The following is a 14,400-nucleotide window of genomic DNA, read 5'->3' as shown; positions in this document are numbered from 1 at the left end:
GCGGGACTCGGCAGCGGGACTGGTCCCGCACAGCGGTGGGCGGGTGCGGGACCGAACGGGACCCACGGGCGGCGATACCGCGCCGCCAGCTCGCCGGAGAACGCGCGGGCGGGACGTGGCTGCTTAGCCACGTCCCGCCCGTTATGCGATGATCTGCTGGTCGCGAGCTGGCCCAGCTGGCCAGCCGGTTCAGGATTCCTGAAGCCGCGAAACCCCTGCTAGCAGCGCCGGAGCACCAGCACATCCTCATGTGCCACCAGGTGCACGGGGATGCCCTCGGCGCGGGCACGACGTACCGCCATCAGGCCAAACATCGAGGCGCGATGCACGATCTGCCCGTCGCGGACGGCGGCGAGCATCGCCGCGCACCGCTCCACCGGGACCAGGCCGACCGACTTCGCGACCGCCAGCAGCTCGCCGGGCAGGTCGATGAAGTCGTTGGGCTTGCGGCGTACTGGGCGGCAGGTGATGACCACGGTCCCGCCGGGACGCAGCAGCTGGTAGCTCGCGGCCAGGATCTCGGCGAACCCGTCGAGCAAACGGGACCATCCCGCATAGGCGAGGTTGCCGGGGTCCCGGTCCCCATAGGCGTGGTCCCGCTTGAGTACCCCGGTACTCGTCGCCCGCACGAGGCCGTGGGTCCCGCGCCCGTACGGCGGCGAGGTGAGCACGAGGCTCACCTTGCCGACCGCCGATGCCGGGACCAGATCGAGCAGGCCGGTGGCGTCGCCGGTGAACACCTTCGCCGTGCCGGCCGCGCCCTGGCTGGCGGCCAGGTCGAGGTTGGCGTGGGCGAGGGCGGTGAACCGCGGTTCGATGTCCACCCCGAGCGCGTCGCGGCCAAGGTGCATGGCCTCGACCAGGGTGGTGCCCGACCCGCACATCGGGTCTAATACCAGCTCGCCGGGCGCGGTGTAAGAGGCGATGGCGTGTGCTGCCAGGTTGGGCAGCATCTTGCCCGGGTGACTGGAGGTCTCCGGGACGTAGCGGCCCCTTCGCTGGTCACGGGCCGGTTGCTGGCAGGTCAGCCAGACCGACGTGACCGGAAGTGTCTCAGTCATCGGTGCCCCCGCTCTCGAGGGTGCCCTTGGTGAGGATCAGCACATCCGTGTGGATGGACAGCTGACCGGTGCCGTTGCGGACGATGGCGTCGGTGGCGGCGACGATGTGCTGCAGGTACGCCAGCCGCGCCGCCTTGGCGGCGGCCACGACATCGGCGGGCAGGGTCGGGTCGCCGTGGGCGAGCAGCACCGCCACGCAGCCACCAGGGGTGAGCTTGGCGCGGCAGGCGGCGAAGAACTCGCCTTCGGGCGCTCCGACCGGCCAGCCGGTGACGATCAGCGGCGCGTTCTGCCTGCCCCAGCCCACGGTCTTGGTGGACTGGAGATGGCTGCGCCGCCGGGCGTTGATGATGGCTCGGGCCAGCTGCGGCCCTTCGGTCAGATCGATGATGAGGTCTCCTGGGTGGGTGAAGCCGTGGACCAGCCGCACGCCCATCGCGTTGGACATGGTCTCCCCGCGTCGCGGGGCGGGCACGGGCCAGACGGTGATGGGCACGGGCGGGTCGCCGGGCACCACGTCCCCGACCGGGACGGGCGCGTTGTGGTGGGTGTTGGTCATTCGTGGTGGCCCCCGCTGGGACCGGTACGGCGTTCTGACGTGACCCAGTGCCGTCCTGACAGGCCGATCGAACCCGCCCCGCGCCTGACCGGACCTGTCAGAAACGGGGTCTGACAGCCCGCGAACCTGACACGATCTGTCCGAACCTGTCGCGACCTGACAGAGGCTTGTGGTGTCAGGTCGGCCTGTCCCAATCGGAGAGCACGACGCCCCGCAAACCCTTGCGGGGCACCGCTTCTTCGAGAGGGAAATGCGATGCCTTCCACCAACACCACCTCGACGCTCACGTCCGCCGAGACCGCCTTCGGCCTGCTGACCTGCGAACCGGCTCCGCTGGTTTTCGACGCCCGCCCGGTGCCGGGGCTGCCCAACCGCACGATGCCCCTCGACGAGCTGCGCACGCTGCTGGTCGGCGAGCCGCACTACGTGGAGACCACCGACGCGGTGTGGCGGCAGCTGGCCGCTCACGCCCGCGAATGGGGTCCCGAATGGGTAGTCGGCGCGGTCGGCGTCGCCCTGCCGGGCCTGACCCGCATGGCCGCCCGGATCGCCCGCGCCGCCCCGCGCCACGCCGACGACATCGACTCCGAACTCCTGGCAGGTTTCCTGCAGGCGCTCAAACACGCCCCGCTCGGTCCGCCGCGGGTGTGGCTGCGGTTCTGCTGGTCGGCGTGGCGGGCCGGCGTCTCGGTCATCAAAGGCGAGCCGACCGAGGAACTGCCCGCCGACCTGTCCACCGGCTCGCGGTCACCGGCGCTGCCCTACGGGCACCCGGAGCTCATCCTCGGCCGGGCCGTGGCCGCCGGCGTCGTCACCGCCGCACAGGCACAGCTGATCGCCGAGACCCGCTTCGGTGACGCGCTGATGGAGCAACTGGCCACCGAACTCGGGGTGCCCGCACCGGCCCTTCGGATGCGGCGCCGCCGCGCGGAACGAGCCGTGGCCAAGGCCGTCCTCGCTGGGGACCTGTCCGGCCCGATCCGCTTCGCGCACCACCGCAGCAGGCCGGTCGTGGCCGCCGCTGCGTAACACCCGCGCAGCAAGGCCGGAATCGAGGCGTGGCAGGGCTTTCGAGCCCGGCCACGCCTTTCTGCTGTCCAGGACTCGTCAGCGCAGGTTGATGCCGCGGCAGGTGGACAGCCACGCAGCCCGACTCCTGAACAGCACGCTGGGCCTCCGTCTGACGTGACAGAAAGCGTTGCGGGGCAACGGTTGTCAGGTCTGGTCAGGTCGAGACAGGTCCAGACAGGTTGGCGGCGAGTTCATCTGACCTGACAGCCGAGATCTGGGCGGTGCATGCCATCCACGGCATGCCCGCCCGGTGAGGACACCAGCGGCCACAAGGATTCTCGCGGACCGGCATGGCATCGGCGACGGCGTACTGACATCGAGCCCTTCGCAACCTGCAAGGGAGGAGCGCCCCCACCGCACCCCGCGACAGTCCTTTGTGGTCAGTCCTCACCGCGGCGGCCCCACGCCACTTGTGGAGCCCCGCAATGCAAACCACTTTCTCTGTTCTGGCTGACCTGGCCGCCGCTGCCCCGCAGCCGCTGGCGGCCCCGAAGTCCATCGGCGAGGTCATCTCCGGCATCACCGGCTGGATCATGGGCATCCTGGCGCTGGTCGCCACGATGTTCCTGGTCATCGGCGGCCTGCGGTACATGGCCGCCGGAGGCGACCCCGCCCAGGTCGAACAGGCCAAGGGCAACTTCAAGTCCGCGCTGATCGGCTACGCCCTGGCCGTGTTGGCACCCGTCGTGCTGTCGGTGCTGCAGAGCATCCTCGGCGGCTGAGGACGGCCGTCATGGTCGACTGGCTGATGAACGGCCTGGTCAACTGGCTCGCTGAGAGGGTCGTCGACCTTCTCAGCGGCCTGTTGGCCTTCCTGACCTCCTCGGTGTTCCTGTCCCCGGACGTCACCGTCCTGCCGCAGGTGCAGACCATCGCGGGCAAGTCCGCGCTGGTCGTCAACGCCTGCTACATCCTGGCCGTCATCGTCGCCGGGATCACCGTCATGGTCGGCGGCAGCGTCGAAACCCGTTACTGCGTCAAGGAACTCGTGCCCCGCCTGGTGGTGGGGTTCATCCTGTCCAACTTCGCGGTCCCGCTGTGCTCGGTGCTGATCGAGGTCGCCAACGCGCTGACCGTGTCGATGGTCGGTACCGCCGCGCCGACCAACCAAGCCCTGACGATGGCCAAGACCCATGTGGCCTCCGCGCTGACGGACGAGGGCACAGCGATCCTCGCCCTGATCATCGGGCTGCTGATCGTGTTCCTGTTCTTCGCGCTGCTGTTCGGCTGGATCGTGCGCGTCGGCGTCCTGGTCATCCTGGCCGGGCTCGCCCCGGTCGCGCTGGCCTGCTACTGCCTGCCCTACACCCAGCCGGTCGCCGCCCTGTGGTGGCGCTCGGTGCTCAGCTGCCTGGGCACGGCCGTCTTGCAGGCCATCGCCTTCAGCACCGGCATCCAACTGCTGATCGACCCGAACTCCAGCCTGCCGGTGCTGCTCGGGCTGCCTGGCTCCAACGTGATCAACCTGCTGCTGGTCGTGGTCGTGCTGTGGACCACGGTCAAGATCCCCGGCCTGATGCGCAAGTACGTCACCCACAAGGGCGGCGTCAACATGGCCGCTTTGATCCTGCGCTCGGTGGCGATCCAGACGGTCGCCCGCCGCCTGCCCTTCGTGAGAGGTAGATGATGTCCACCAACAGTTCCGACCCGCCGCCCCGCGCGGCCGTACCCGCCAACGTCGCTGAGGCGGATCGCATCGCGTTCGGTTTGACGTTCCGGCAGCTGGCCATCCTCGGCGGCGTCGGCTTCGCCGGGTTCGGTCTCTACCGCACCTACGGCGACCTGCTGCCGCCGCTGGTGTGGCTGATCCTCGGCCTCCCGGTCGCCGCGGTCACGGTGGTGATCGCGCTCGGTCGCCGTGACGGTCTGCCGCTGGACGTGTGGCTCAAGCACGGCTTCATGCTCACCCGCACGCCCCGCACCCTCGCCCCCGGCCAGCCTCGGGCGACCTCGGTCGCCGCGGTGGCCGGAAAGCCGGTGTTGCCCGCACCGCTGCGCTCCCCGGCGACCGCGATCAGCCCAACCGGGGTGCTGACCAGCGAGGGCGTCAACCGGGTGGTGATCGCCTGCGGCACCACCAACATCCACCTGCGTACCGGCGATGAACAGGCCGGGCTGCTGGATGGGTTCGGCCGGTTCCTCAACAGCCTGACCGGCCCGGCGCAGCTGGTCGTCTCGGCGCACCGGCACGACCTCGGCCCGTACGCCCAGGCCATCGCCGACAACGCGCCCCGCCTGCCGCACCCGGCCTTGCAGGCCGCGGCCGACGACTACGCCACCTTCCTGCTCGAGCTGGACAGCTCCCGCGACCCGCTACGCCGCCAGGTTCTGGCGGTCGTGTCGGGCGAGCAGGCCGCCGACACCGCCACCCGCGCCCTGTCCGGGCTCGGTGTGGAGGCCGTCGCGCTGGACGGCCCTTCTGTGACCGCCGCGCTCGCGGCGGCGGTCGATCCCTTCACCCCGCCGGCGCCCGGCCCTCGGGCCGTGCCCGGCACACCTATCACCCTGCGGAGAACATGATGAAACTCAAAGCACACAAGAAGAAGACGACGGTCGCGGCCAGGGAGCAGATGCCCTCCCCGGCCGCTTTGTCTGTCACCCCAACGCATGTGAAGGTCGGCGACGGGTACGCGCAGACGTTCGCGGTGACCGGCTACCCGGCGGAGGTCGGCCCGGCGTGGCTGGACCCGCTGCTGTCCTACCCCGGCCGCGTCGACGTCGCCGTGCACGTCACCCCGGTCCCGGCGCAGCTGGCCTCACCGATGCTGCGCAAGCAACGCGCCCGCCTGGAATCGACCCGGCGACTCGACGCAGACCAGGGCCGCCTCGGCGACCCGGCCACCGAGGCCGCCGCCCACGACGCCGCCGATCTGGCCCAGCGCGTCGCGCGGGGCGCGGCGAAGCTGTTCGACACCGGGATCTACGTCACCGTCCACGGCCGCGACCTCGACGAGCTGGCCACCGTCACGGCGGGCGTCAAGTCCGCCGCCGCATCGGTGCTGCTTGATCTATCCCCGGCAACGTTCCGGCACCAGCAGGGCTGGGTCGCCACCCTGCCGGTCGGCGTGGACCCGCTGAAGATGCGCCGCATCCTGGACACCACCGCCCTCGCGGCGGCGTTTCCGTTGGCGTCGGCCGACCTCGCCGCCCCGGCACCGGGTCTCGTGGTGCCGCCGGAGGGCGTGCTGTACGGGGTAAACACGACCTCGCCCGGCGTGCTGATCTGGAACCGGTGGGCGCAGGACAACCACAACTCGGTTGTCCTGGCGCGGTCTGGTGCCGGGAAGTCGTACTTCGTCAAGCTGGAAGTGCTGCGCAGCCTGTATCAGGGCGTGGACGTGTCGGTGATCGACCCGGAGGACGAGTACGCGGTCCTGGCCGAGCACGTCGGCGGCACCGTCGTGCAGCTCGGCCAGCCCGGCGTACGCATCAACCCGCTCGACCTGCCCGACGATCACCGGGCCGACACGCTCACCCGGCGTGGCCTGTACCTGCACACCCTGATCGCGGTCATGCTCGGCGCGACCCCGCCGCCGACCGAACGTGCCGCGCTGGACCGGGCGATCACCGCTACCTACGCGGCAGCCGGGATCACTAACGATCCGGGCACCTGGCGGCGACCGGCTCCGCTGCTGCGGGACCTGGCCGCCACCCTGCACGCCGACCCCGATCCGGCCGCCGCGCAGCTGGCCGCGCGGCTCGCGCCGTGGACGTCGGGCAACTTCAGCTCGCTGTTCGACGGCCCGACCTCCACCCGCCCCGAAGGGCACCTGGTCGTGTGGAGCTTGCGGCACCTGCCCGACGAGCTGCGCACCGTCGGCACCCTGCTGGCCCTGGACTCGATCTGGTCCGGGATCGACACCCCCGCCCCGCGCGGAGCGTCGCCTCGGCAGGGCCGGCGGCGGCGTCTTGTCGTCGTCGATGAGGCGTGGCTGCTGATGCGCGACGGCGAAGGCGCGCGGTTCCTGTTCCGCATGGCCAAGGCCGCCCGCAAGCGGTCGGCCGGGTTGTGTGTGATCACGCAGGACGCCGCCGACGTGCTGTCCACCGACCTCGGCCTCGCCGTGGTCAGCAACGCCGCCACGCAGGTGCTGATGCGCCAGTCCACCCAGTCCATCGACGCGGTGGCCGAAGCATTCAGCCTCACCGGCGGCGAATCGCGGATGCTGCTCTCAGCAGCCAGAGGCGAGGGTCTATTGGTTGCTGGCCGCAACCGGGTGCCCTTCCGAAGCCTGGCCTCGGGAAACGAGCACAAATTGGCCGTGACCGGGATCGGGGAGGCCGACTGATGTCAACCACCCCAACGATTCCCGCGATCCTGCCCGAGGCGTGGGCGTGGGTTTCGGCCCGCCCGTGGCTGGCTTTCGTCGCCGCCGCTGTCGTGGTCGCCGCCGTGTTCGGCCGCGACCAGCTGCTCAACTGGCGGCACCAGCGGTTCGCCACCGGTGCCCGGTGGGTGACCGTCGCCGCCCCGCCCGAGGTCACCCCGGAGTCGGCGGCGGCGTTCTGGACCACTCTCGTCGGTGTCCTGACGCCTTCGGTGTGGCGGCGGCGGGTGTTCGGCATCCCGCACGTGGCGTGGGAGTACACCTGGACCGGCCGCCAGCTCAACATCCGCATCTGGGTACCCGGCACGATCCCGCCCGGCGCGGTCGAAGCAGCGGTGCGGGCGGCGTGGCCCGCCGCGACCGTCGAAGTCACCGACGCCGGGCGGCCGGTGCCGCTGGAGGTAGCCGATCAGGTCGGCGGGGCGCACTGGCCCCAGCAGGCTGACATCTTGCCGCTGCGCACCGAGCACGACGCCGACCCGCTGCGGGCGCTGTTCGCGGCCGGTGCCGAGGTGCACCACCGCGAGCACGCCTGCGTCCAAGTCCTGGCGCGACCGGCCACCGCGCGGCGCGTCAGGCTGGCGCGAAGATCGGCGGCAACCAGCGCGAACCCCTCCGGGCGGCCCGATGTGGCCGCCCGGACTGTTTCCGGGCTGGCCCGCGCGTTGATCGAGCCGATTCTGTGGCTGGTCGAGGTGTTCATCCCCGGCCCGGCGACCCGTTCTCGCACAAGCACCCACGCGACCGTGCGGGCCGAGGTCCGCGACCCCGTAGCGACGGCCGACGCGCGCACGGTGGTCGAGAAGGCGGTGAAGGTGCCGCACTTCGAGATCGCGATCCGGTACGCGGTCGCCATGGACCCGGAGCCGCGTCCGCCGGACGCGGAGCGGGCCAAGCAGATCCACGCCCGGCTGGCCGGACTCGGCCACACTCTGGCGGCGGCTGCGGCGGCGTACACCGGTCCGAACCGGTTGCGGCGCATGAAGATGCCCGCCCCGGTCGCGAGCCTGGCGGGCCGAAGGCTACGGCGCGGGTTCCTCGCTACAGTGCCGGAGCTCGCGGCGCTGGCCGGTCTGCCGCAGGACTTGGCGGTGCCGGGCCTGGACCGGGCTCGGGCCAAGGCGATGCCGGCGCCGGTGCAGGTTCCCTCCGGGGGCCGCGGAGTCAAGGTGCTGGGCCGCTCGCAGATCGGCAACCACAGCGTCGGCCTGAACGTGGTCGACGCCCGGCAGCACATGCACATCATCGGCAAGACCGGCGTCGGCAAGTCCACCCTGCTGCTGAACATGATCGTCGGGGACATCAAGGCGGGCCGAGGGACGGTGGTCATCGACCCGCGCGGTGACCTGATCACCGACGTCCTCGACCGGCTCCCGGCCAGTCACGCGAAGCGGATCGTACTCATCGATCCAGACCAGGAGAACCCCGGTCACTTCAACCCCTTGGAGGACACCAACGATCCACACCTGGCCGTGGACAATCTCGTCGGGATCTTCGCGAAGATCTTCCAGCGGCAGTGGGGTCCGCGTATGGACGACACCCTGCGCGTGGCCTGCCTGACGCTGATGCGTCACGCCGGGTCGACGCTGAGCCTGGTGCCGCCGCTGCTGTCGGATCGCACCTTCCGGGGCCGCTACACCGTGGGCCTGGACGACCCGGACGGCCTGGCCGGGTTCTGGACCTGGTACGACTCGATCAACGAGAACTTCCGGGGCCAGGTCATCGCCCCGGTACTCGCCCGGCTACGCCAGTTCCTGCTGCGCGATTTCGTCAAGTCGGTGATCGGCAACGCCACCAGCTCGTTTCGCATGGGCGACATCCTCGACGGCGGAGCGCTGCTGTGCCGGCTGCCCAAAGGCCAGCTCGGTGAGGAAACCAGCCGCATCCTCGGATCACTGATCGTCGCGAGGGTGTGGCAGGCCGCCATCGCCCGCGCCGCGATCCCCGAAGACCAGCGAAAAGACGCCTGTCTATACGTTGATGAGGCGCACAACTTCCTCACGCTCCCGGGCAGTGTCGACGACATGCTCGCCGAGGCGCGGGGATATCGCCTCGGGCTGGTGCTGGCGCACCAGGATCTGGCTCAGCTGCCCAAGGAGACGGCCGCTGCGCTGTCTGCCAACGCGAGGTCGAAGATCGTGTTCAACGTGGACCCGAGCGATGCTCGGGAACTGTCGCGGCACACCAAGCCGGAACTCGACGACCACGACCTGGCGCATCTCGACATCTACACGGCGGCAGCCAGGCTGCTGGTCGGCAACCGGGAGCTGCCCGCGTTCACTTTCACCACCAACCCACCGGCGCCAATCGTCGGCGAGGCGACCGCGATCCGCCAGGAGGTCGCCGCCGCCCACGTGCCGCCCGGTGAGGAACCGCCGATGCAGCGGGTGGCCCGCAAGGCGACCCGGCAGCGCATGAACGGCACCGACTGACCCGGATCACCGAGGCCGCCGGGGATGCCCCGGACGGCTGCACCGGGGGCTCCGCTGGGGGTGTTCACGATCGGAGCCCCCAGCGGAGCCAGCCCTCCACCCCCTGTCAGGTGCCTGACCAGGCCATACACCGGCACATGCAGGGCCCAGAAACAAGATCCACTCATCCAGACTCCCTACCGGGACTCCTCTCCACACCAGGGGTGATGCCTTATGACGCTCACGCGATCCGCTCATGGCCTGCTGGCCATCTACCCGCACATCACCAGCCGCGACCGCAAGATCCTTCAACTGCTCGACGACCACCAGGTCCTGACCACCGACCACATCACCAGGCTGTTCTTCCACTCACCGCGTACCTGCCGTCACCGCCTGTCCGAGCTTCTCGGCCTCGGCCTGCTGGACCGGTTCCGGTTCGCTCGGCCGGGCGGCGGCACCGACCCCTACCACTGGGTCCTCGGCCACGAAGGCCAGCGGTTCCAGGCCGCCGCCCGCGGCGAAGCGGAGCCCACCGCCCGCGCGAGCAGCCAGCACATCGCCCGGCTGTCGGCCAACCCGCGCCTGCAGCACCTGCTCACCGTCAACGAGTTCTTCGTCCGGCTGGCCGAGCACGACCGCTGGCACCCGGCCGCCACCCTCGTGCGCTGGTGGTCCGAGGCGGCCATCAAGCCGTTCCAGACCAGGATTTTGGTCCGCCCGGATGGGCACGGCCTGTGGACGGTTGGCGAGCGCACGGTCGGGTTCTGGCTGGAGGCCGACACCGGCAGCGAACCGCTGACCCGGGTCATCGCCAAACTCGAGACCTACCGCAAGGTGCCCGCCAATGGCGGCCCTCGCTATCCGGTGCTGTTCTGGCTGGCCAGCTCCACCCGCGAGGAGCACCTGCACCGGCTGCTGCGCACTGAGTACGCCGACGTGCTCACCGCGACCGCCACCCACGACACCAACCCGGCCGAGGCGGTCTGGCTGCCCGGCGACGGCCACGACCGGGTACGCCTGGAGCAGCTGCCCACCTTCCACGGTCCCCCCGGTGCCGACAATCCGAACTACAGCAACGGTGTTCTCGTCCTCGGGCCGAAACCGGCTTCCTGACAGAACCTGTCCGGCCACGCGGCCAACCTGACACCGCAGGTCAAGGGCATGATCGGTGAACCTGACAGAGGTGGCGCTGTCAGGTCACGAAGCTACGGTGCTCCCAGTTTTCTTTTCTTCTTTGCTCGCACCGCCGCCCCGTCCTTCCCGGACCTGCCCGCGCCAGCGGGATCACCCATAGCCCACCACTGGTCGGCTCCGTGATCCACCGCCGCGCACCACTGGCAGCACCCTCCGGCACGACGGCCGCGATCCGGTGGCACCACGCACCAACATCCACTCCTTCGCGAAGGGAGCACCTTGCCATGCCCACCAACATCCCGACGACCGACCGTGTCGTCACCGTCTGCTTCGCCCCCGGCACCGACGCCGATTGGTTCTCCGCCTCCGAGATCGTCAACGACCTCATGGCCGCCAACGGCACCCCGGCCCGCCGCTACCACGTCCGGCACCGCAAGCTGATCGGCTGGATCACCCGCTGGTTCGGGTACTTCCTGCTCGACGCCGCCCGCAAGTTCGGCGCGATCACGCTGGCCGCCGGAGGCCGCAAAGGCCGCCTGGACCTCAACGGCACCGCCGCCAAGGCCGCCAACGAGGCCCGGCTGCGCTACCGCGCCTTCTGCAACCACATCGCCGCCACCACCCGGCCCGCACGCACCTGGGAGGACTTCCTCGCCCAGCACCACGCCGACCCAGCCAAGGTCAGCCTCGCCGAGGCCCGCCGCCGTTTCGAGAACCAGCCCCGCGTGCTGGCCATGCTCGGCTACGCCGGCGCCTACACCTTCGACCCCTACGAGCTGGCCGTGTACCAGGCCGACGAGGCCACCTACGTCAACCTGCACTGGCGCATCGCCCTCGTCGGAGACGCGCTGATCACCACCGATGGGCGCCTGATGGAGCCTGCCAGCCCGTCGATGGCCGACCGGCTGCGGTTCCTCAACGACGCCACCCGCTACCTACGCAGCCTGCGCTCGGCCGCCCGGCTGTGCGCCGTCGTCATCTCCTAACACCTCAATCAACAACCGCCTGAAGGACCGGTCACAGCCCGCTGGGCTGCGACCGGCCTTCGGCATACCCGAAACCCGCCCCCTGAAAGGAGATTCCTCGTGTTCCTGTCCGATCCCGCGCTGCGGCGCATCGCGGCCGAGACCGGCGACGTGTGGCCCGAGCACCTGTGGCGGCACGACACCGCCACACCCGGCCCCACCGGCGTCCTCGCCACCCTGCTGCACACGGTCACCCTGCGGTTCAACGACAACGCCGCACGGCTCGACCAGCTCCTGGCGACCCTCGGCCAGCAGGCCGACAGCCTTCGACAGGCGACCGCCCGGCACGGCAGCATCCCGCCCAGCCGCCTGGACCGGACCGCCACCGACCTGCTCGACCAGATCGGACGGCGCGTCCTGCTGGAGCAGCTGCTCCTGGACACCTACGACGCGTGGCACACGCACCGCCAGCCCGAGCCCGGCAAGGACGAGCAGCATCTGCTGCTGCGCCCCGGCGACCCGGCCTTCGGCGTCGCGACGCTGCGCCGCCTCGACGAGGCCACGTGGCTGGTGTCCCCGGACGCCGAGGCCGCCGCCGCATTCGCGATCCCTTACGCCGCAAGGCTCGTCGGCGAAGTCACCGAACACGGCGACGGGTGGAAGCCGACCGCACACAGCAACCCAGAACGCCGCTACCTCGGCGGCGGCCTGGCCTACGAACTGCCACCCCAGGACGACCTTGTGACCGCCTGCCGCACGCTGCTGCGCTGGTGGGCCTTGCGGCACTCCGCCGCATGGCGCAACCGCCGCCCCGAACAGCTCACCGAAACCGAACTGGCCGACCTCGCCCGATAGGAGCAACGCTCATGCACCCACGAGACCCGGTATCACCGCCCAGCCCCGCCCACGTCCGCCTCGAACAGATCCGCCGCCGCCTGCTGGTCGCTGTCGACGAGCTGCGCACCCTGCTCATCAACGGCGATGACCTGCACCGGCCCGCCGACACGGCGCTCGCCGAGCCCCTGGCCGGCATCACGAAGCTGGCCGAGGACTACTGCGACGCCCGCGGTCAGGCCGAAGCGCAACCCGGCGACGTGACGAGCGGGCTGCCTCGCCGCCGCTACGTGAACCCCGGCGACACGATCCTGGTCGTCCTGCCCGACACCGAGCACTGCCGCCGAGCCCACCTGGCCGGGCGGCGCACCCGCGTCCACGTCACCGCCGTCGACGCCGAACTCGACCTCACGGTCGGTCCTGGGCAGCTGCGCCTCGGTCACGAAGACGCCGGAATCCACCGCGACCCGGACTCGGACCGGCTCTACATCCTTACGCCCGAAGGCGGCCACGGATGATCCGGCCACCGTGCCCGGCCTGCGGCCACAGGTTCGGTCACGCCGACGACTGCCCGGCCGTCACCCACCTGCACCAGGGCAGCCAGTGGCCCGGTAACCCGTACTTCCGGCACCTGTGCAGCACCACGTGGCAGACCTCGGCGATCAACGCCAAAGACGCCTTCGCGATCTGGCTGTACGAGGTCGAACTGGGCCGGATCACCGACCCGGTACGCAACCGGCACCTCGGCATCGCCCGCCGGTTCCGCGACGCCCTGGCCTCGACCACCGTGTCCTAGCTCGAGCCGCCCGGCATCACGTTCAACATCATGCTGCCCGGCAGCTGGCAGATCTGGATCGAGATCGTGCCCGGCTACCGCTGCCGATGGGACCAGCGTCAGCCACCGACCGGGTTCGACGGCGAGGCCATGCGGACCGCGCTGCGCCAGCTGGAATTCCTGGCCCGCCTCGTCCGGGACGCCAGGTGCCCGTGCCAGTACCGGCTGCGCACCGTCGGCGGGGCCGAGCACCCGCCACACTGCGGCTGCTTCTGCCACCAGATCCCATAGCAGGCAGCCGACAACCGGCCAGCGCCCGCCACCGAGGCGCGGCCGACTTCTAGGCCACCGGGCCACACCTTCCCGCACCGCCCTGCACGGCACCGCCATCGGCGCGTGCCGCGATGACGGCTGCGCGCGGCCCGGCGCACCACCGGCCCGGCACAACGACGTGCCGAGCCGCACCACGCACCACCAACCCAAGAGAGGGGACATCCCCATGCACGACCTGTCCACCAGCGCCCAGCAGGTGCTCGACGCCCTCACCGAAATCGGGCAGGGCACCGTGGCCGAGATCCGGGAGAAGACCGGCAAGTCCGCACGGGTCACCGACAAGGCGATCAAGGAGCTGGCCGAGGCCGCACTGATCACCGAGACCGACCCCGGCGACGGCAACCCGGCCCGCTGGACCATCGTCGCCCCGGCGGCCGAGGCGACCGACGCCGACACCGTGACCGACGCCGACCGCGTGACCGACGCGGAAGCGGATTCGGGCGCCGACGTCACGGCGGACGAGACAGTCGGCCTCGCCGAAGGCGACCCGTCCGAGGGCACCGACCCAAGCCAGGTCGACCAGCAGGGCCAGCCGCTTGACCCGGACACCGACCTGGGCAACGACGCCACGGACCCGGCCGCCGAGGACAACCCAGCGGACGGCCAGGACAACGAGGACGGCGACGGCGGCTCCGGCGAGCCGGCCGACGACACGGGCGACTCCGACGCCGAGACCGAGCAGGTTCCCGCCCGGCCCAAGCCGCCCGCCGACCGCAAGGTCCTGGCGGTCGCCGGGGTGCTCGGTGACTACCCGGACGGCGCCACGATCGACGAGATCGCCGAAGCGTGCGGGTTCAACCCCGGTGTCGTGGCCCGCCTGCTGCAGGCGATGGAGCAGGGCGACGCCGCCCGCCGCATCCCGGCCGACGCCGAGGCGGGCACCCCGGAGCGGTGGCAGCCCGGCCCCGGCAAGGCCAGCGAGGTGGACC

At 70.9% G+C, this 14,400-nt stretch carries 15 protein-coding genes; 13 read left to right on the top strand and 2 right to left on the bottom strand.

Annotated elements, in window-relative coordinates; all coding sequences use genetic code 11:
• Positions 1 to 218 precede the first annotated feature (218 nt).
• Together DM816_RS32860 and DM816_RS32855 are read right to left on the bottom strand one after the other, a co-directional pair.
• Positions 219 to 1,061, bottom strand: a complete 843-nt coding sequence (locus DM816_RS32860; protein WP_117214368.1) for a TRM11 family SAM-dependent methyltransferase — start codon at positions 1,059 to 1,061, stop codon at positions 219 to 221.
• Entirely contained in the window at positions 1,054 to 1,620 is a 567-nt protein-coding gene (locus DM816_RS32855) for a hypothetical protein (protein WP_246002492.1), read from the bottom strand. The genes DM816_RS32860 and DM816_RS32855 overlap by 8 nt, the downstream gene beginning before the upstream one ends.
• 255 nt (positions 1,621 to 1,875) lie before the next feature.
• Here DM816_RS32855 and DM816_RS32850 point away from each other — a divergent pair, with 255 nt between their 5' ends.
• The 13 genes from DM816_RS32850 to DM816_RS32790 form a co-directional block, all read left to right on the top strand.
• Positions 1,876 to 2,649 (top strand): hypothetical protein, encoded by a 774-nt coding sequence (locus tag DM816_RS32850; protein ID WP_117214367.1) that lies wholly within the window; start codon positions 1,876 to 1,878, stop codon positions 2,647 to 2,649.
• A 467-nt stretch (positions 2,650 to 3,116) separates the two neighbouring features.
• Positions 3,117 to 3,413, top strand: coding sequence for a pilin (locus tag DM816_RS32845; protein ID WP_117214366.1), 297 nt, complete (start codon positions 3,117 to 3,119; stop codon positions 3,411 to 3,413).
• A gap of 11 nt (positions 3,414 to 3,424) precedes the next feature.
• Entirely contained in the window at positions 3,425 to 4,318 is an 894-nt protein-coding gene (locus DM816_RS32840) for a TrbL/VirB6 family protein (RefSeq protein WP_117214365.1), read from the top strand.
• The gene (locus DM816_RS32835) at positions 4,318 to 5,211 is read left to right on the top strand and encodes a PrgI family protein (RefSeq protein WP_117214364.1); all 894 of its coding nucleotides are present in this window, start codon (positions 4,318 to 4,320) and stop codon (positions 5,209 to 5,211) included. The genes DM816_RS32840 and DM816_RS32835 overlap by 1 nt, the downstream gene beginning before the upstream one ends.
• Entirely contained in the window at positions 5,208 to 6,980 is a 1,773-nt protein-coding gene (locus tag DM816_RS32830) for a VirB4 family type IV secretion system protein (RefSeq protein WP_425455300.1), read from the top strand. The genes DM816_RS32835 and DM816_RS32830 overlap by 4 nt, the downstream gene beginning before the upstream one ends.
• A complete protein-coding gene (locus DM816_RS32825) occupies positions 6,980 to 9,451 on the top strand; it encodes a type IV secretion system DNA-binding domain-containing protein (protein WP_117214363.1) in 2,472 nt (823 codons plus the stop codon). Before DM816_RS32830 ends, DM816_RS32825 begins: the two co-directional genes overlap by 1 nt.
• Positions 9,452 to 9,664: 213 nt before the next feature.
• Positions 9,665 to 10,543 (top strand): replication-relaxation family protein, encoded by an 879-nt coding sequence (locus tag DM816_RS32820; RefSeq protein WP_117214362.1) that lies wholly within the window; start codon positions 9,665 to 9,667, stop codon positions 10,541 to 10,543.
• 305 nt (positions 10,544 to 10,848) lie between these two features.
• Entirely contained in the window at positions 10,849 to 11,550 is a 702-nt protein-coding gene (locus DM816_RS32815) for a hypothetical protein (RefSeq protein ID WP_117214361.1), read from the top strand.
• Positions 11,551 to 11,649: 99 nt separating this feature from the next.
• Positions 11,650 to 12,384 carry a hypothetical protein gene (locus tag DM816_RS32810; RefSeq protein ID WP_117214360.1) on the top strand — a complete coding sequence of 245 codons (735 nt, stop codon included), beginning with the start codon at positions 11,650 to 11,652 and terminating at the stop codon, positions 12,382 to 12,384.
• A gap of 11 nt (positions 12,385 to 12,395) precedes the next feature.
• Positions 12,396 to 12,881: a hypothetical protein gene (locus tag DM816_RS32805; protein WP_117214359.1), complete on the top strand. Its 486-nt coding sequence runs from the start codon at positions 12,396 to 12,398 to the stop codon at positions 12,879 to 12,881.
• On the top strand, positions 12,878 to 13,159 hold the full coding sequence (locus DM816_RS32800; RefSeq protein ID WP_117214358.1) for a hypothetical protein: 282 nt from the start codon (positions 12,878 to 12,880) through the stop codon (positions 13,157 to 13,159). The genes DM816_RS32805 and DM816_RS32800 overlap by 4 nt, the downstream gene beginning before the upstream one ends.
• Positions 13,160 to 13,189: 30 nt before the next feature.
• A complete protein-coding gene (locus DM816_RS32795; protein ID WP_117214357.1) occupies positions 13,190 to 13,429 on the top strand; it encodes a hypothetical protein in 240 nt (79 codons plus the stop codon).
• A 208-nt stretch (positions 13,430 to 13,637) separates the two neighbouring features.
• Positions 13,638 to 14,400, top strand: a 763-nt coding sequence (locus tag DM816_RS32790; RefSeq protein ID WP_483964165.1) for a MarR family transcriptional regulator, incomplete at its 3' end; no start/stop codon positions are given.

The organism is Allorhizocola rhizosphaerae (genome assembly GCF_003426775.1).
GTDB lineage: Bacteria > Actinomycetota > Actinomycetes > Mycobacteriales > Micromonosporaceae > Allorhizocola > Allorhizocola rhizosphaerae.
The sequence above is the reverse complement of the archived record's forward strand: the minus strand, read 5'-3'. Positions and strand labels throughout refer to the sequence as shown.